Origin of the sequence: Pseudomonas sp. KBS0710 (genome assembly GCF_005938045.2) — a bacterium.
Classification (GTDB): Bacteria; Pseudomonadota; Gammaproteobacteria; order Pseudomonadales; family Pseudomonadaceae; genus Aquipseudomonas.
Genome location: NZ_VCCF02000001.1, coordinates 1,160,241 through 1,176,994, shown reverse-complemented (window position 1 = coordinate 1,176,994; position 16,754 = coordinate 1,160,241). Strand labels below are relative to the sequence as shown.

17 protein-coding genes and 1 riboswitch are annotated in these 16,754 nt (G+C 61.3%); of the genes, 5 read left to right on the top strand and 12 right to left on the bottom strand.

The genetic code is table 11. The features are described from left to right. Window positions 1–362: 362 nt before the first annotated feature. From FFI16_RS05525 to cobO, 6 genes are read right to left on the bottom strand one after another with little or no spacing between them, the layout of a single operon-like run. The gene (locus FFI16_RS05525) at window positions 363–1,814 is read right to left on the bottom strand and encodes a cobyric acid synthase (RefSeq protein ID WP_138814455.1); all 1,452 of its coding nucleotides are present in this window, start codon (window positions 1,812–1,814) and stop codon (window positions 363–365) included. Further along, window positions 1,811–2,800 (bottom strand): threonine-phosphate decarboxylase CobD, encoded by a 990-nt coding sequence (gene cobD / locus FFI16_RS05520; protein WP_138814454.1) that lies wholly within the window; start codon window positions 2,798–2,800, stop codon window positions 1,811–1,813. The genes FFI16_RS05525 and cobD overlap by 4 nt, the downstream gene beginning before the upstream one ends. Continuing rightward, a complete protein-coding gene (gene cbiB / locus FFI16_RS05515; RefSeq protein WP_138814453.1) occupies window positions 2,793–3,701 on the bottom strand; it encodes an adenosylcobinamide-phosphate synthase CbiB in 909 nt (302 codons plus the stop codon). Before cbiB ends, cobD begins: the two co-directional genes overlap by 8 nt. Further along, entirely contained in the window at window positions 3,698–4,348 is a 651-nt protein-coding gene (gene bluB / locus FFI16_RS05510; protein ID WP_138814452.1) for a 5,6-dimethylbenzimidazole synthase, read from the bottom strand. Before bluB ends, cbiB begins: the two co-directional genes overlap by 4 nt. After that, complete coding sequence (locus tag FFI16_RS05505) at window positions 4,345–5,727, bottom strand: cobyrinate a,c-diamide synthase (protein WP_138814451.1); 1,383 nt, start codon at window positions 5,725–5,727, stop codon at window positions 4,345–4,347. Before FFI16_RS05505 ends, bluB begins: the two co-directional genes overlap by 4 nt. Next, entirely contained in the window at window positions 5,724–6,335 is a 612-nt protein-coding gene (cobO, locus tag FFI16_RS05500) for a cob(I)yrinic acid a,c-diamide adenosyltransferase (protein ID WP_010208674.1), read from the bottom strand. The genes FFI16_RS05505 and cobO overlap by 4 nt, the downstream gene beginning before the upstream one ends. Before the next feature lie 78 nt (window positions 6,336–6,413). After that, window positions 6,414–6,663, bottom strand: a riboswitch (cobalamin riboswitch). A 99-nt stretch (window positions 6,664–6,762) separates the two neighbouring features. On the opposite strand from cobO, the gene FFI16_RS05495 reads away from it, so the two are divergent. Then, the gene (locus FFI16_RS05495) at window positions 6,763–8,076 is read left to right on the top strand and encodes a sorbosone dehydrogenase family protein (RefSeq protein WP_138814450.1); all 1,314 of its coding nucleotides are present in this window, start codon (window positions 6,763–6,765) and stop codon (window positions 8,074–8,076) included. Between the two features lie 62 nt (window positions 8,077–8,138). Here FFI16_RS05495 and FFI16_RS05490 read toward each other — a convergent pair whose 3' ends face one another. From FFI16_RS05490 to FFI16_RS05470, 5 genes are all read right to left on the bottom strand, one after another. Continuing rightward, window positions 8,139–8,678: a C40 family peptidase gene (locus FFI16_RS05490; RefSeq protein WP_056861462.1), complete on the bottom strand. Its 540-nt coding sequence runs from the start codon at window positions 8,676–8,678 to the stop codon at window positions 8,139–8,141. Window positions 8,679–8,822: 144 nt separating this feature from the next. After that, window positions 8,823–9,452, bottom strand: a complete 630-nt coding sequence (locus tag FFI16_RS05485) for a C40 family peptidase (protein WP_138814449.1) — start codon at window positions 9,450–9,452, stop codon at window positions 8,823–8,825. A 213-nt stretch (window positions 9,453–9,665) separates the two neighbouring features. Next, window positions 9,666–10,370, bottom strand: a complete 705-nt coding sequence (gene hda, locus FFI16_RS05480; RefSeq protein WP_017134884.1) for a DnaA regulatory inactivator Hda — start codon at window positions 10,368–10,370, stop codon at window positions 9,666–9,668. Between the two features lie 204 nt (window positions 10,371–10,574). Further along, window positions 10,575–11,648, bottom strand: coding sequence for an AI-2E family transporter (locus tag FFI16_RS05475; RefSeq protein WP_056861686.1), 1,074 nt, complete (start codon window positions 11,646–11,648; stop codon window positions 10,575–10,577). Window positions 11,649–11,701: 53 nt separating this feature from the next. Next, entirely contained in the window at window positions 11,702–12,742 is a 1,041-nt protein-coding gene (locus FFI16_RS05470) for a DUF2066 domain-containing protein (RefSeq protein WP_138814448.1), read from the bottom strand. Between the two features lie 355 nt (window positions 12,743–13,097). Here FFI16_RS05470 and purM point away from each other — a divergent pair, with 355 nt between their 5' ends. The 4 genes from purM (at window position 13,098) to FFI16_RS05450 (ending at window position 16,036) form a co-directional block, all read left to right on the top strand. Beyond that, window positions 13,098–14,156 (top strand): phosphoribosylformylglycinamidine cyclo-ligase, encoded by a 1,059-nt coding sequence (purM, locus tag FFI16_RS05465; protein ID WP_017134881.1) that lies wholly within the window; start codon window positions 13,098–13,100, stop codon window positions 14,154–14,156. Beyond that, window positions 14,156–14,806 (top strand): phosphoribosylglycinamide formyltransferase, encoded by a 651-nt coding sequence (gene purN, locus FFI16_RS05460; protein ID WP_069788060.1) that lies wholly within the window; start codon window positions 14,156–14,158, stop codon window positions 14,804–14,806. The genes purM and purN overlap by 1 nt, the downstream gene beginning before the upstream one ends. An 8-nt stretch (window positions 14,807–14,814) precedes the next feature. Continuing rightward, complete coding sequence (locus FFI16_RS05455; protein WP_065929791.1) at window positions 14,815–15,528, top strand: DUF3108 domain-containing protein; 714 nt, start codon at window positions 14,815–14,817, stop codon at window positions 15,526–15,528. Between the two features lie 319 nt (window positions 15,529–15,847). Beyond that, complete coding sequence (locus FFI16_RS05450; protein ID WP_017134878.1) at window positions 15,848–16,036, top strand: hypothetical protein; 189 nt, start codon at window positions 15,848–15,850, stop codon at window positions 16,034–16,036. Between the two features lie 150 nt (window positions 16,037–16,186). Here FFI16_RS05450 and FFI16_RS05445 read toward each other — a convergent pair whose 3' ends face one another. Beyond that, complete coding sequence (locus FFI16_RS05445; RefSeq protein ID WP_138814447.1) at window positions 16,187–16,732, bottom strand: DUF2058 domain-containing protein; 546 nt, start codon at window positions 16,730–16,732, stop codon at window positions 16,187–16,189. Between the last annotated feature and the right edge of the window lie 22 nt (window positions 16,733–16,754).

Here is a 16,754-nt window from a genome sequence, read left to right as displayed (position 1 = left end):
CGCTTTTGATTTGGCGGTTGATCTGGCTTTTGATTTTGATCTCAGTCGCCCCGTTAAACCACGCTGGCCGAACGCAGGTTTGAAGCCGTGGGTAACCCGGCAGGACGCCGGGTTAGCCGCGCTGGGCCAAGGATGGCCCATCGCGGCGGCCCACGGATTCAAGCCGGAGTGAGGGAACACCGAGCCTAGGCGAGGTGCCGAGTGGTGGGGCGAAGACTTTTTGGTTACTTTTGTGTCTTTACAAAAGTGACCCGCTGTCAGAGCGGAACCATAAGTGGCCGTTACCCAGCTGACGGATATGTACGCCGACAAACCGTCATCGCAGGCAAGCCAGCTCCCACAGTTGGATTGTGTGTGCACTGTTAAAACCCGCATAGCTTGCGCAACAACGCGGTATCCAGGTGGTTCTCCACCAGGTCCGCCAAACGCTCGATATCGCGCTCGCGCAAGGCGTGGTAATCCACCTCCTGTACGTCCTGCAACCCAGCCCAGCGCAACAAGGCGCTGCACGCGGCGGGGCTTTCGAACAGACCGTGCAGGTAGGTGCCGAGAATCTGCCCGTCAGCACTCTGCGCGCCGTCACTGCGGCCATCATCCAGCCGCACGGCGGCGTTTGCCAGCGCTTCACCGCAAGTCACCCCGGCGTGAATCTCATAGCCACTGACCTCGGCATCTTCCAGCAACAAGTGCCCACGCACATTGCGCAGCTGCTTCTCTTCCTCCAGCGTCGTAATGAACGCCAGCAGCCCCAAGCCTTCACTGGAACCAGCCGGACCTTCCAGCCCGAGCGGGTCATGCACTTGCTCGCCGAGCATTTGCAAGCCGCCGCAAATCCCCAGCACTTTGCCGCCATAACGCAAGTGCCGAGCCACGGCAGTGTCCCAGCCGTTGGCACGCAGATAGGCCAGGTCACTGCGCACGCTTTTGGAGCCCGGCAGGATAATCAGGTCGGCAGGCGGAATCGCCTGGCCCGGCCCGACAAACTGCAAATCCACCTGGGGATGCAGGCGCAGCGGGTCAAAGTCCGTATGGTTGCTGATACGCGGCAACACCGGCACCACCACCTTGAGCACTTGCGCGGCCTTGTCGATCTGGCGCTGGTCGATGCCGTCTTCGGCTTCCAGGTGCAAGTCCATCACATAAGGCAGCACGCCCACCACTGGCTTGCCGGTGCGCGCTTCCAGCCAGTCCAGGCCAGGCTGCAGCAAGGCTATATCGCCGCGAAACCGGTTGATGATAAAGCCTTTGACCCGCGCCTGTTCAGTCGGCGAAAGCAATTCCAGAGTACCGACCAAATGGGCGAATACGCCGCCGCGATTGATGTCGGCAATCAGCAGCACCGGGCAATCCACCGCTTCGGCAAAGCCCATATTGGCAATGTCATTGGCGCGCAGATTGATCTCGGCAGGCGACCCGGCGCCTTCCACCATCACCACCGGGTAGGCCGCGCTCAGGCGTGTGTGGGAGGCCAGCACCGCCTGCATCGCGATGGCTTTGTAGTCGTGATAGGCCACGGCGTTCATGCTGGTCACGGCGCGACCATGGATGATCACTTGGGAGCCGGTGTCACTGTTGGGTTTGAGCAGCACCGGGTTCATGTCGGTGTGCGGCGCGAGGTTGGCGGCCTGGGCTTGCACCGCCTGGGCGCGGCCGATTTCGCCGCCTTGGGCCGTGACGGCACTGTTGAGCGCCATGTTCTGCGGCTTGAACGGCGCCACCGCGATGCCCTGGCGCACCAGCCAGCGGCACAGCGCGGTCACCAGGGTACTTTTGCCGGCGTCGGAGGTGGTGCCTTGCACCATCAGCGTACTCATGTTGCTCCCTTGTAGGCAGCCAGGGCTTCGTCGAGTCGCAGCCAATCCGCCTCGGTATCGGGCAGGCCAAGGCGCAGGCTGCTGTCATGGACAAACAGGCGCAGCAAAATGCCGCGCTGGGCCATGAATTCATGCATGCGTTCGGCGTGCGGGGTGATCAACCACTGGAACAGGGCACAGCCACCGTGGGGTTGAAAGCCGTGGCGTTCGAGCAAGTCAAACAGGCGCTGCGCTGCTTCGATACAGCGCTCACGCTGGCGAACCTGCCCGGCCGTATCGCGCAGGCACACCTGGCCAAGCACGCGGGTCGGCCCGCTGACAGCCCAGGGACCGACCTGTTCGGCCAGCAGCCTGAGCAACCGGCGCTCGGCCAGCACAAAGCCCAGGCGCACGCCGGCAAGGCCGAAGAACTTGCCGAACGAGCGCAATACGATCAGGCCGACATGGTGGGTGTGGCTGGCCAGGCTCAGTTGCGGCGTAACGTCCATGAACGCCTCGTCCACCACCAGCCAGCCGCCGCGCTGCGCCAGCCGCGCGTGCCAGTCCAGCAGGCGTTGCGGGCTCAGGCTCAGGCCGGTGGGGTTGTTGGGGTTGACCACCACCAGCACGTCGAGGCTGTCGAGAAAGAAGTCGACTTCCTGCTCCTGCACTTCGCGCACCACGTACCCGGCGCGGCGCCAGGCTTCGGCGTGCTCGGCGTAACAGGGTGACAACACGCCAACCTTGCCCGAACGACGCAGGCGCGGCAGCAGCTGGATCGCCGCCTGGGAGCCCGGCACCGGCAGCAGGTGGGCGGCGCCGTAATAGTCGCAGGCGGCCTTTTCCAGGCCGTCGTCGGTTTCCGGCAAACGCGCCCAGGCCCGCAGCGGGATCTCGGGGATCGGCCAGGGCCAGGGCGCGAGGCCACTGGACAGGTCGAGCCAATCGGCCTCGGCAATCCCGTACTCAATCACCGCCTTACGCAGGCGCCCACCATGCTCAAGCATACAATTGCGCCCCCGCGCACAGGATCAACAGCCATAACCATACGCCGCGCTGCACCAGTTGCCAGCCACGGTCGATGGCGTCGGCATCGGCGGCCGGGCCTTCGCCCAACTGCGGACGCTGATGCAGCTCGCCGTGATAAATCGCCGCGCCACCCAGCTCGACGCCCAAGGCGCCAGCACCGGCCGCCATCACCGGGCCCGCGTTGGGACTGTCCCAGGTCGGGCCTTGGGTGCGCCAGCATTTAAGCGCCAAGCGGGTTTTGCCCAAAATGGCGTAGGTCAGCGCCACCAGCCGTGCAGGAATATAGTTGAGCACATCGTCGATCTTGGCGGCTGCCCAGCCGAAGCGCTCGAAGCGTTCGTTGCGATAGCCCCACATGGCATCCAGGGTGTTGCTCAGGCGGTACAGCACCACGCCCGGCACACCGGCGACCACAAACCAGAACAATGCGGCAAATACCGCGTCGCTGCCGTTCTCCAGCACTGACTCGGTGGCGGCGCGGGCGACTTCGGTGCTGTCCAGCTCGCTGGTCTGGCGGCTGACCAGATAACTCACGCGCTTGCGCGCTTCATCCAGATCACCGCTGCGCAACGCCTGGGCAACCGGAATCACATGCTCACCCAGGCTGCGCATGCCGAGCGCCAGGTACAACGCCAGAATTTCCAGGACCCAGCCGATATAGGGCGCCCAGGACAACGCGGTGGCCAGCAGCGTCAGCGGCACCACGGCGATAAACCATGCGGTCACGCCGTGGCTGCGCCAGCCACGGCCACCGGTGTTGAAACGTTGCTCGATGCGCCCGGCGAAATTGCCGAACGCCACCAGCGGATGCCAGCGCCTGGGTTCGCCCAGCAGCGCATCCAGCGCCACCGCAGCGACACACAGCAAGGCCACACTCATTGACTCACTCCCCACACATTTTCATACAACATGTCACTCAGCGGCCGTGGTTCGGTCCAACCTTCGAGTTGCAACATCGGTGCCGGGTAGAACTCGGCCACCGGGCCCAGGCACAACACGGCCAGGGGTTTGGCGCCGGGCGGCAGGCCCAGCAGGTCGGCCAGCGCCCGTGGCTCGAACATCGAGACCCAGCCCATGCCGATGCCCTCGACACGGGCGGCCAGCCAGAGGTTCTGGATCGCACAGGACAACGACGCCATGTCCATCTCCGGCAAGGTGCGTCGACCAAAGATGTGGCGCTCGCGGTCGTCCATCAGTGCGGCCACCAAGACTTCGGCGCAGTCGTGGATACCTTCGACCTTGAGCTTCATGAACTCATCGGAGCGCTCGCCCAAGGCTTCGGCGGTGCGCACACGTTCCTGTTCCACCAACTGCTGGATTTTCCCACGCAGTTGACGGTCGCTGATGCGGATAAACCGCCAGGGCTGCATCAGGCCCACACTGGGCGCCTGGTGAGCGGCCTGCAGCAGGCGGTGCAGCAATTCGGGCGCGACCGTGCCGCCGGTGAAGTGGCGCATGTCGCGGCGTTCGGCGATGGCGCGGTAGACGGCGTCGCGGTCGGCTTGGGGGTATTGGTTGTCCGTCATGGCCTCTTCGCGAGCAAGCCCGCTCCCACATTTGGAATGCATTCTCCTGTGGGAGCGGGCTTGCTCGCGAAGGCGTTGCTCATGACAGGCGCAAAGAGTGCGGCCACCGCCGTCGGATTCGACGGAAAATAAAAGTGCACATAAGAAGCCGTCATCCGCCCCTGCCGATACACCGCCTCGGCCCCGCGCCCGCCATTGGGGCTCAGGCCACGGGCAATCGGCTGCCATTCGGTGCTGGTCAGGGAATGATGATAGGTATGGCCACGCAGCACGCCTTCGGGCAACTCGACACTTTGCAGGGCCAGGGCGGCGAGTTTCTTTTGCATCACCGCATCGCCTTGCAGCAGGCCGACCAGTTCGGCACGGGTGCCGTCCACATCGGTGAGCGAATCCAGCAGGTAGAGCATGCCGCCACATTCAGCCAGCAGCGGTTTGCCGGCCCCATGATGGGCGCGGATTGCCTCAAGCATCGAGGTGTTTTCAGACAGTGCCTGGTGATGCAATTCGGGGTAGCCGCCGGGCAGGTAGAGGCTGTCGGCGTCGGGCAATTGGCGATCGTGGATCGGCGAGAAAAACTTCAGCTCTGCGCCCATTGCCCGCAGCAGGTCAAGGCTCGCGCCGTAAGTGAAGGCGAAGGCTTCATCACGGGCCACCGCGATGCGCACGCCGGCCAGCAGCGGCTCAGCCTCGATCACTTTGGGTGCGGCGAACGTCACCGGCGGCGGCAACGCCACTTCGCAGCTGCTGCCCAGTGCCTGGGCTGCGGCATCCAGGCGCGCATCGAGGTCATTGAGTTCGCTGGCTTGCACCAGGCCCAGGTGACGACTCGGTAATTCAATCCCCGTTTCGCGGGACAACGCGCCGTACCAGCGCAGGCCTTCAGTGAGGCTGCCTTCGAGCAGTTGCGCATGACGCAAGGTGCCGACGCGATTGGCCAGCACGCCGGCGAACGGCAGGTCCGGCTGATAACGCGCCAGGCCCAAGGCCAGGGCGCCGAAGGTCTGCGCCATCGCAGTTCCGTCGATAACCCCGAGCACCGGCACACCAAAGTGCCGCGCCAGGTCGGCGCTTGACGGCGTGCCATCAAACAACCCCATCACGCCTTCAATGAGGATAAGGTCAGCCTCGCCCGCCGCTTCCCACAGCAAGCGGCGGCTTTCCTGCTCGCCCACCATCCACATGTCCAACTGATACACCGGTGCACCGCTGGCGCGCTCGTGGATCATCGGGTCGAGAAAATCCGGCCCACATTTGAACACGCGCACCTTGCGCCCCAGGTTGCGGTGCAAGCGGGCAAGCGCGGCGGTGACGGTGGTTTTGCCCTGGCCGGACGCCGGAGCGGCGATCAATACGGCTGGGCAACGACGGGGCTGATTCAAAGTTCGACGCCCTTCTGTGCCTTGATACCGGCCTGGAACGCGTGTTTGAGCATGCCCATTTCGGTGACGGTGTCGCCCATTTCGATCAGTTCAGGCTTGGCGCCACGGCCGGTGACCACCACGTGCTGCATTGGCGGGCGGGCTTGCAGGTCGCTGAGTACCTGGTCCAGATCGAGGTAGCCGTGCTTGAGGGCGATGTTCAGCTCGTCCAGCACCACCAGGCCGATGGACGGGTCTTGCAGCAATTCGCGGGAAACCGCCCAGGCAGCTTCGGCGGCGGCGATGTCGCGCTGGCGGTCCTGGGTTTCCCAGGTGAAGCCTTCGCCCATCACATGGAAGCGCACTTGCTCGGGGAAGCGCCGGAAGAACAGTTCTTCGCCGGTGCTGTTGCGCCCCTTGATGAACTGCACCACGCCGCACTGCATGCCGTGGCCCATGGCGCGGGCGAGCATGCCGAACGCCGAGCTGCTTTTGCCTTTGCCGTTACCGGTCAACACCAGCAGCAGGCCGCATTCGTTGGGGGAATTGGCGATACGCTCGTCGATCACGGCTTTTTTGCGCAGCATGCGCGCCAGGTGGCGCTCGTCGCGGTCGGGGGAATCAGTCATGGCAGCTCTCCGTTGGGGCTGGACAAAAACGGCGGGCAGGAAAAAGAAAAAACAGACAGCCAAGCATCGCCCACCGTGATGCTGTTGGATGATCCAGGCCGGTCTCCGGGCTCATGAGTGGCGCTCTACGTAGCGCGAGCAGGCCAACGGTGCGCCTTCCCATATCACGCGGATACAGTGGCAAAAAGCACCGTTTTCACTCATTTACCGTTGCGGGGGCAGCGCCGGAATTGCGGCTGCGCTGTGTATAAGCGCGCTCACTCACCGGCTTCCCTGTTTCACTCTGTCGGCACATGGGCCACAGAGCACCTGGAACAAGCGGCGAAGGTTAGTGGGTTGGGGGTGGAGCGTCAATTAAAGCTGGCCTTGCACTTGAACCATCCGACTGCCGCGCTTCTCTACCTTTACAGGTATTAAGGAGAAAACCATGCACAAAACCAGACTCGCCTTACTGATCATGCTCGCTGGCACCCTCGCCGCCTGCGGTGAAAGCTCTACCCTGCAGGTCTCGGACGGCACCGGGCCATCGCCCAAACTGCCGGAGCCGAACAAAACCCTGATCCCCACCGTCAACATCGCCCCGGCGATCGGCTGGCCGGCAGGCGCCAAGCCGACAGCCGCTGCCGGCACTCAAGTGGCGGCGTTTGCCGAAGGCCTGGATCACCCGCGCTGGCTCTACGTTTTGCCTAACGGTGATGTGCTGGTCGCCGAAACCAATTCGCCACCCAAACCGGATGACGCCACCGGCATTCGTGGCTGGGTGATGGAGAAGGTCATGGGCCGCGCTGGCGCGGGCGTGCCAAGCCCGAACCGCATCACACTGCTGCGCGATGCCGACCATGATGGTGTGGCCGAGACGCGCACAGTGTTTCTGGAGAACCTCAACTCGCCGTTTGGCATGACGCTGGTGGGTAACGACCTGTACGTCGCCGATTCGGACAAGCTGCTGCGCTTCCCTTATCAGCCGGGTGAAACCGCGATCAAGGCAGCCGGCACCAAGGTGGTCGACCTGCCGGGCGGTAGCATCAATCACCACTGGACCAAAAACGTGGTGGCCAGCAAGGACGGCAGCAAGCTGTATGTGAGTGTGGGCTCCAACAGCAACGTCGGCGAAAACGGCCTGGAAGCGGAACAAGGCCGCGCGGCAATCTGGGAAGTCGACCGCGCCACGGGCGAGCATCGGATTTTCGCTTCCGGCCTGCGCAACCCCAACGGCATGGCTTGGGAACCGCAGAGCGGCAAGCTGTGGACGGCGGTTAACGAGCGCGATGAGATTGGCAGCGACCTGGTGCCGGACTACATCACCTCGGTCAAGGATGGCGCTTTCTATGGCTGGCCCTTCAGCTACTACGGCCAACATGTAGACGTGCGCGTCTCACCGCAAAACCTCGACCTGGTCGCCAAGGCCATCGCCCCGGACTATGCCGTTGGGCCGCACACCGCGTCACTGGGGCTGACGTTTGCCGAGGGCAGCAAACTCCCGGCGCAATTCAGCAACGGCGCATTTATTGGCCAGCATGGTTCGTGGAACCGTAAACCGCACAGTGGCTACAAGGTGATCTTCGTGCCGTTCGAGGGCGGGCAACCCAAAGGGCAGCCGGTGGATGTGCTGACCGGATTCCTCAATAAAGACGAGAAAGCCATGGGCCGGCCGGTGGGCGTGGTGATTGATCAGCAAGGGGATTTGCTGGTGGCCGATGATGTGGGGAATAAGGTGTGGCGGGTGTCGGCGGTTAAATAGCCGATCTTGAGTCTGCCACAGGCAAAATGTGGGAGCTGGCTCCCACACTGGGCCTGAATGACTTAAGGATTACGCGCCAGGCTCGCTGGCAATACGCGCTTGGCGCTCAGGTAGGCATTCTGCCAATAGGCCTTGGACAAGGTGTCCAACTTCACCGTACCGCCGGTTTGCGGGGCGTGTACGAATCGCCCTTCACCCACGTAGATACCTGCGTGGCTTACTCGCGAGCCGCCGCCGGTGGCGAAGAAGATCAGGTCGCCGGTTTGCAGGTTGTTTTCGCTCACATCCTGAGCGCGCATCACGATCAGTTCGCGGGTGGTGCGCGGCAGGCTGATGCCGGCGGCGTCGCGGTAGACAAAGCCGATCAGGCCACTGCAATCAAACCCGGAGTCTGGCGTATTGCCGCCCCAGCGATAAGGCGTGCCGACCAGGCCCAACGCACGGAAGAGCACGTCTTCGGCAGCCGGCGAGAAATTTTGCGTGGAATAGTTGAACACCGGCTTGGGTTTGACTGCGACAGGCGCAGGCGGCGGTGGACGGCTTGCGCAGGCGCTGAGGAGCGCGGCACATACCAGCAGAATGAGGCGGGCTGAGGTCGACATGGGCAGAACAATCCTGATCTGGATGCGGCTTTCGCTGCCGAACGCTGAAAACCAGAACGCGCAAGCAAAGCTCGCGCGAACGGATTACAACAATGTCCAGGGATTCTAGCGCTTACACGTCAAACTTCAAGTATCACTTTAACTTTACTTACTAGCGGTAACCGTAGTCGGGGCCATGGCAAGTGCGCGCTTGGCTTCGATGAAGGTTTTGCTCCAGTAGCTGTCACCCAGGTTGTCGACTCGAACACCGCCACTGCGACGGCTGCTGGAGTGGATAAACTGGTTATCGCCCAAGTAGATACCGGCATGGCTGACACGACCACGGCCTGCCGTACTAAAGAAAAGCAGATCACCGGGCTTGAGGTTGTTGCGTGCGACCAACGGTGCGTCCACGTTGATCATTTCGCGTGTCGAGCGTGGCAAATTCATGCCGGCTTCTTCACGGAACAGGTAGCCGATAAAACCACTGCAGTCGAAACCGGCTTCAGAGGTACCGCCGAAACGGTAACGGGTACCGATCAGGGACATGCCGCGTTCGAGAATGCTGTCAGCCAGAACGGGAAGCTGGTAAGGCTTGCTGCCGGCGAAGGCGGCGAGTTCTTTCTCGGTGGCAACTTCTTCCTCATAGACAGTGGAAGACTGGGCTGCAACGAACTTTGCCTGATTTTGAACCTGTGGTTTTTGCTGCTCAGCCACGTTTTGAGTGTGGGTGGCGCAACCAAACAACAGGGTAACGAGTGCGAGAGGCACGAGGGGTGCGAAGCGATTTAGCATGGGCACGACCGTGGCTGATGTGTAAAGAAGTCGAGACTATGCCCTCTATCACATCGATTTGCAAATTCAATCGTGATCTATGTGACTTCTTGTTTGGACTATGACATCTAAGCCCTTAACACCCTATTCATGCCTGTTGCGTGGCCATAACGGCCCAAACGCAGGTTTTCTGGCGCCTGGAAGTTGCCGAAAACCCCACTGGATAAGGGTTGGCTACCAGCCGAGGGTTTCCTTGAGGAACGGAATAGTCAGCTTGCGCTGAGCCTGCAAGGAGGCCTGATCCAGCTGTTCGAGCAAGTCGAACAACGCGCTCATGCTGCGGGTGCCACGGGTGAGGATAAAGTGCCCGACTTCGTCGGTGAGGTGCAGGCCGCGACGCGATGCACGCAGTTGCAGGGCACGCAGCTTGTCTTCGTCGGACAGTGGGCGCATCTGGAAGATCAGCGCCAAAGTGAGGCGTGACTTGAGGTCAGCCAGCTTCACCGGCAGCTCACGCGGCGAGGTGGACGCAGCAATCAACAAGCGTCGGCCGCTGTCACGCAGGCGGTTGAACAAGTGAAACAGCGCCTCTTCCCAATCCGCCTTGCCGGCGATGGCCTGCAGGTCATCCAGGCACACCAGTTCGTATTGCTCAAGGTGGTCGAAGATGCCGATGCCACGGTCCATCAGCTCAGCCAGTGGCAGATAAACCGCCGGCTCACCCATCTGCTCGAAGCGCAGGCACGCGGCCTGCAACAGGTGGGTACGCCCCACGCCGTGCTTGCCCCACAGATAGATCAGGCTTTCAGTCCACCCGGCGTCGGCTTCGCAGAGCCGCTCGACATAGCCGAGTGCAGCGGCATTGGCGCCTGGGTAGTAATTGATAAAGGTGGCGTCGTCACGCAGACGCACACCCAAGGGCAGCTGAATCGGTTTCATGCTGACTGAACGGCTCCAAACGAACCGTTAGTGGCCTCTGTGTAAAGTTTGCAAAGTTTATACCCGTGACGCCGGGCGCACAATGCAGCAGACCACAAGCAAAATCAAAGGTTTGCGTTAACTCGGGGCGATTTGCGCAAATTGTTTGACACCCCGCCCCCAGAAACAACAAACCCGGCTTAGGCCGGGTTTGTTGCGAAACGGTTACAGATCCGGGTCTTCCACCCCGGTATACGCATCCGAATCCTTATACAGATCATGGACGTGGCGCACCAACACCATGATCACCGCCGCCACCGGCAGCGCCAGCAAAATGCCGGTAAACCCAAACAGCTCACCGCCCGCCAGGATCGCAAAGATCACCGCCACCGGGTGCAAGCCAATCCGGTCGCCCACCAACAGCGGCGTCAGCACCATGCCTTCCAGGGCCTGGCCGACCATGAATACCGCCACGATCCCGAGCATCGGGTACAGGTCGCCGCCGAACTGGAACAGCCCGGCCACCAGCGCCGCGCCGATACCGATCACAAAGCCCATGTACGGCACGATGGCGGCCAAGCCTGCGATCAAGCCGATCAACAGCCCCAGTTCCAGACCAATCGCCATCAGGCCAGCGGCATAGATGATCCCCAGCGCCAGCATCACCAGCAACTGGCCGCGCACGAACGCGCCGAGCACTTCATGGCACTCTTGCGCCAGGGAAACGATGCGCTCTTCGTTATTGCGTGGCAGCAGACTGCGAATCTTGGCCATCATGATGTCCCAGTCCCGCAGCAGGTAGAACGCCACCACCGGGATCAGCACCAGGTTGGTCAGCCAGCCGATCAACGCAAGGCTGGAGGCCGTGGCCTGGCTGAGCACCACACCGACAATATCGGTGGTCTGGCCCATATGCTCACTGATCGCGGCCTTGACCTTGTCGAACTTCCAGAAGCCATCCGCCAACCCCAGCTTAGCCTGGGCCCACGGCATGGCCGTGTGCTGCAACCAGTCGAGCATTTGCGGCGCCAGCTCATAAAGACGGAACAGCTGCTTGGCCAGCATCGGCACCAACACCAGCACCAAGGCGGTGATAATCAGCGTGAACAGTGCAAACACCGCAACCACGCCCAAGGTTCGCGACAAACCGGCTTTCTCCAGGCGATCCACCACCGGATCGAACAGATAAGCGAGCAGCAACGCGACCAGGAACGGCGTCAGGATCGAATGCAGCAAGAACACAAAAACGCACAGCAGGACAACCCCACCAAGCCACACCCAACGACGCGTATCCGCCATAAACCACTCCATCTCTCATTTGCTTCCTTCTATCTATATAGAAGGAAGATCACCTACCAACGAAAACGTAACTGCGCCTGAGGCTCCGGAGCAGCCGGCGGCTGCGTGCCATCGGCGACCGGCGGTTGAACCGGCGCTTCGCCCGCAGGCAGCTCCTGCAACTTGGCCAGGCTCAACTGCGTGCGCAACTGATCTGCACTGCCGTTGACCCGATACACAATGCGATTGCCATCCACCCACTGCGGTTGAGCGCCGAAGGGTTCGAGCAGATGGCCCAAAGCGGCATAGCGCTCCAGATTCATGCCCTGCACTTCGAGCAATTGTTCGGTACTGACGCCTGGCTTGACGGCAAAGCGCGGCGCCAGTTTTTGGCTGACCGCCAGCATTACGGCATCGGCCACCACACCAGTGTCAGCGCCCTGGGCGCTGCCCTGCTCGCTTTTGTCACCCAACCACAGGCGCCATTTGGCCTGCCACTGGTTGCCTTCCTGGCGCGCGTGCACCGCCAACAATGCGTCGGCGCCATAACGTTCGGAAGCGGCGCGCAGTGGTGTGGCGTCGGCACTTTCCAGATTCGGTGCTGTGGCGACGACTTGCTCATCCAGGTCACCCAAGGGCAAGCGCAACGGCAAGCCACGGTGTTGCGCGGCACGGCGCAGTGCGCCGGCTATCGCCTGGCCATCACCGACCAGGCTGCTGCCGTCAGTGGAATCGTTGAGCCACCAGCCGAGGATCGACGGCCGATTGCTGCCCCAGATCGACAGGCCCGCTTCACGCAGGGCGCGATCGGTGCTCACAGGGTCGAAGTCCACCTGCAGGCTTTCCGGCGGGCCGGCGTCGTAGCCGTATTGGCTGATGATTTGCTGCGGGTCTTTGCGGATCGCCGCCAGGCCTGGGCCGTCGGCAGCCTTGGCATCGCCGGTCAGGCGGATCACCAGGGTTTGCACGGCGCGCTGGGTGGCCTGGTCACGCTCTTGGGGCGACTGGCTGGCAACCGGTTCAAGTACTTGATAAAGGCCATTGAGGGTTTCGGCATGACTCGCCAGGCTGACCAACGACAAGCAGCCTACAAAGAAGACATTACACAGACGCATGGAAGATTCCCGAACGACAAATTTAGCGGCTGGAACAGACCGCGTGAACTCGGCTTGGCAAGGCTGTGACCACAGCAGCCGGTAAAACATTCACAGGGTCATGGCAGTTTTTGTACTGTCATAACGATAGCGGGTTAAAGGCTATACCTTAATACACGCCATTACCGGCTCGATTAGCATTTTTTTAACCGGCTTTTTTAAGCTATATGGCCCTGCCCGTCGGCCCGAGGATGGCCGCTGCCCCTCAAGCCTGATAAAATCGCGCGCCTTCGCAGACCGTCAGCGGCTGGGCCTTTTACCAAAAGCGCCTGCCGGCTCGGTCGTTACCCAGAAATCCCCCCTAAAGGCCTGGATCATGAGCAAGCAACCCTCCCTGAGCTACAAGGACGCCGGTGTAGACATCGACGCCGGTGAAGCATTGGTCGAACGCATCAAGAGCGTCGCCAAGCGCACTGCGCGCCCCGAAGTCATGGGCGGCCTGGGCGGTTTTGGCGCCCTCTGCGAAATCCCGGCCGGCTACAAGCAGCCTGTACTGGTGTCCGGCACCGACGGCGTGGGCACCAAGCTGCGCCTGGCGCTGAACCTGAACAAGCACGACACCATCGGTATCGACCTGGTTGCCATGTGCGTCAACGACCTGGTGGTGTGTGGCGCAGAGCCGCTGTTCTTCCTCGACTACTACGCCACCGGCAAGCTGAACGTTGACACCGCTGCACAGGTGGTTACCGGTATCGGCGCCGGCTGCGAGCTGTCGGGTTGCTCCCTGGTCGGCGGCGAAACCGCTGAAATGCCAGGCATGTACGAAGGCGAAGACTACGACCTGGCCGGTTTCTGCGTCGGTGTGGTCGAAAAAGCCGAGATCATCGACGGCTCCAAAGTCGCCGCCGGTGACGCCCTGCTCGCCCTGCCATCGTCCGGCCCGCACTCCAACGGCTACTCGCTGATCCGCAAGATCATCGAAGTATCCGGCGCCGACATCGAGAACACCCAGCTCGACGGCCAGCCGCTGACCGACCTGCTGATGGCCCCGACCCGTATCTACGTGAAGCCGTTGCTCAAGCTGATCAAAGACACCGGCGCCGTTAAAGCCATGGCCCACATCACCGGTGGCGGCCTGCTGGACAACATCCCGCGCGTGCTGCCAAAAGGCGCACAGGCGATTGTCGACGTGGCAAGCTGGACCCGTCCTGCCGTGTTCGACTGGCTGCAAGCGCAAGGCAACGTCAACGAAACCGAAATGCACCGCGTACTGAACTGCGGCGTGGGCATGGTCATCTGCGTGGCGCAAGAGCACGTTGAAACCGCACTGAACGTACTGCGCGAAGCGGGCGAGCAGCCTTGGGTTATCGGCCAGATCGCGACCGCCCCGGAAGGCGCGGCCCAGGTTGAACTGAAGAACCTCAAGGCTCACTGATGCCTGAGACCTGTGATGTCGTGGTGCTGCTCTCCGGCACCGGCAGTAACTTGCAGGCCCTGATCGACAGCACGCGCGCCGGCGACAGCCCGGTGCGCATCGCTGCGGTGATCTCCAACCGCAGCGACGCCTACGGCCTGCAACGCGCCAGGGACGCGGGTATCGACACCCGCTCCCTGGATCACAAGGCTTTCGAAGGTCGCGAGGCCTTCGACAGTGCCTTGATCGAACTGATCGACGCCTTCAACCCCAAACTCGTGGTCCTTGCCGGCTTCATGCGCATCCTCAGCGCCGATTTCGTGCGGCACTACCAAGGGCGCCTGCTCAATATCCACCCGTCCCTGCTGCCCAAATACAAAGGGTTACACACGCACCAACGCGCCCTCGAGGCCGGCGACACGGAGCATGGCTGCAGCGTGCACTTTGTCACCGAGGAACTCGATGGCGGGCCTCTGGTCGTACAGGCAGTGGTTCCGGTAGAGTCTGCAGATTCGGCGCAGACACTTGCGCAACGGGTTCACACCCAGGAACACAGGATTTACCCGCTGGCTGTTCGCTGGTTTGCCGAGGGACGATTGATTCTCGGCGAACAGGGTGCATTATTGGACGGTCAGTTACTCGCGGCCAGCGGCCACTTGATTCGAACCTAGGAGATTTTATGCGTCGCGCCCTGCTCTTCGCTTTTGCGCTGTTCGCCTTGCCCGCCGTGCAAGCAGCAGACCTTCACCCTTTCTCCGCCAGCTACACCGCCGACTGGAAACAGTTGCCCATGAGCGGTTCGGCCGAACGCAGCCTGGTCAAGAATGACAATGGCTCGTGGACCTTGAATTTCAAGGCATCCATGATGATCGCCAGCCTCACCGAAACCAGTGTGATCCGCCTCGACAAAGATGCCCTGCAGCCCGTGAGCTACAGCTTCGAGCGTGGCGGCCTGGGTAAGTCGAAGAAGATCAACCTGGACTTCGACCAGACGGCCAAGAAAGTTACCGGCTTTGAAAACAAAGACCCGGTCAATGTCCCCCTGCAAAGCGGCATGCTCGACAAGTCGACCTATCAGTTGGCACTGCAACGTGACGTGGCGGCCGGCAAGAAGAGCATGAGCTACATCGTCGTTGAAGGCACCGACACCGACACCTACGACTTCCGCGTGATCGGCCCGGAAAAGGTCCAGACCAAGGTCGGCTCCATCGATGCGATCAAGGTTGAACGTGTACGTGACCCGACGCAAAGCAAGCGCATCACCCAGATGTGGTTTGCCAAGGACCTGGGCGGCATTTTGGTAGCCTTGCGCCAGGTGGAAACCGACGGCAAGGAATACAACATCATGCTGTTGGACGGTACTGTTGATGGTCAGGCTATCAAAGGTAGCTGATACCGTGGCGTGATTAAAAAGAGCCTCGCTGAATGCGGGGCTTTTTTTCGCCTGGAGGTTTTGTGTTGAAGCCACTACCGCTATCGCAGGCAAGTCGAAGCGTCGGCACAAGGCTTTAAGCCTCACTCGAACATGAAACTTTTGTCATAAAACTCAGCACCCTGCGACGCAATGTCACGGTTTACGCGGCCTGCAGCACTGTTGCGTTTCCTGCAATAAATAGTTGCGTGCAAAATCGGTTTACTTAGCAAGCTAACAAAACATATAAAAGAGGCCTGCGACGACTTGCCGCAGATCAACCAGAGATTGGAGCAAGCAGATGACTGTAAAAGTAACTGAACGCGACGATGCACACATGTCTCACGAAGCACTGGGCCATGGGATTCACATCTGGGATGTACATCAACAAGACCAACTGGTCGGCATGTTCCACAACGAGAACGAAGCCCACAATTATAAAAACGAGCTCGAATCTCTTGAGATGAAACGCCAGGCGGAAGGCTCCTGAAACTCTGAAATCCAATAGGCTCAACAGCCCCACGCAGTTGGTGAGCCTATAAACACAAACCCCGCCTTTTGAGCGGGGTTTGTGTTTTGGGGGGGGAGCTTCACACCCCAACGCGGGACAAGCCCGCTCGCCACAGTTCGTTTTACGGCCTTACCACATCAGATCATCCGGGATCTGGTAAGCGGCGTATGGATCATCCTCATCCGGCACCTGGCTTTCGGTGAGGATATTGAGCTGCACGATACGCTCCGGGGCGCGCTCCTGGATCTTCAGCGCCGCTTCACGCGGGATCACCTCGTAGCCGCCACCGTGGTGCACGATCGCCAGGGAGCCGTTGCTCAGCTTGTTACGCATCAACGTGTTGACCGACAGGCGCTTGACCTTCTTGTCATCCACAAAGTTGTAGTAGTCCTCGGTGGTCAGCTTGGGCAGGCGCGAGGTTTCGATCAGTTGCTTGACCTGGGCCGTGCGGGCCTTGGCCTCGGCTTTTTCCTGTTGCTGGCGATTCAGCTCCTGGTCGCGCTTGACCTTCTCGGCGTGCGCCTCGGCAGCCAGGCGTGCCTGGGTGTTATCGGCCTCGATCTGGCCTTTATGGACCAGGCGCTGCTGCTTCTGTTTGTCCTTGCCGACCTGCTTGGCCTGCTTTTGGTTGACCAGACCTGCTTGGAGCAACTGGTCGCGAAGGGAAAGGCTCATGGTGCTTACTCACTTAGGCAAC

Coding starts and splice junctions, on each gene's coding strand:
- FFI16_RS05525 (WP_138814455.1), bottom strand. CDS start 1,814: ATGAGTACGCTGATGGTGCAAGGCACCACCTCCGACGCCGGCAAAAGT.
- cobD (WP_138814454.1), bottom strand. CDS start 2,800: ATGCTTGAGCATGGTGGGCGCCTGCGTAAGGCGGTGATTGAGTACGGG.
- cbiB (WP_138814453.1), bottom strand. CDS start 3,701: ATGAGTGTGGCCTTGCTGTGTGTCGCTGCGGTGGCGCTGGATGCGCTG.
- bluB (WP_138814452.1), bottom strand. CDS start 4,348: ATGACGGACAACCAATACCCCCAAGCCGACCGCGACGCCGTCTACCGC.
- cobO (WP_010208674.1), bottom strand. CDS start 6,335: ATGACTGATTCCCCCGACCGCGACGAGCGCCACCTGGCGCGCATGCTG.
- FFI16_RS05495 (WP_138814450.1), top strand. CDS start 6,763: ATGCACAAAACCAGACTCGCCTTACTGATCATGCTCGCTGGCACCCTC.
- FFI16_RS05490 (WP_056861462.1), bottom strand. CDS start 8,678: ATGTCGACCTCAGCCCGCCTCATTCTGCTGGTATGTGCCGCGCTCCTC.
- FFI16_RS05485 (WP_138814449.1), bottom strand. CDS start 9,452: ATGCTAAATCGCTTCGCACCCCTCGTGCCTCTCGCACTCGTTACCCTG.
- hda (WP_017134884.1), bottom strand. CDS start 10,370: ATGAAACCGATTCAGCTGCCCTTGGGTGTGCGTCTGCGTGACGACGCC.
- FFI16_RS05475 (WP_056861686.1), bottom strand. CDS start 11,648: ATGGCGGATACGCGTCGTTGGGTGTGGCTTGGTGGGGTTGTCCTGCTG.
- FFI16_RS05470 (WP_138814448.1), bottom strand. CDS start 12,742: ATGCGTCTGTGTAATGTCTTCTTTGTAGGCTGCTTGTCGTTGGTCAGC.
- purM (WP_017134881.1), top strand. CDS start 13,098: ATGAGCAAGCAACCCTCCCTGAGCTACAAGGACGCCGGTGTAGACATC.
- purN (WP_069788060.1), top strand. CDS start 14,156: ATGCCTGAGACCTGTGATGTCGTGGTGCTGCTCTCCGGCACCGGCAGT.
- FFI16_RS05455 (WP_065929791.1), top strand. CDS start 14,815: ATGCGTCGCGCCCTGCTCTTCGCTTTTGCGCTGTTCGCCTTGCCCGCC.
- FFI16_RS05450 (WP_017134878.1), top strand. CDS start 15,848: ATGACTGTAAAAGTAACTGAACGCGACGATGCACACATGTCTCACGAA.
- FFI16_RS05445 (WP_138814447.1), bottom strand. CDS start 16,732: ATGAGCCTTTCCCTTCGCGACCAGTTGCTCCAAGCAGGTCTGGTCAAC.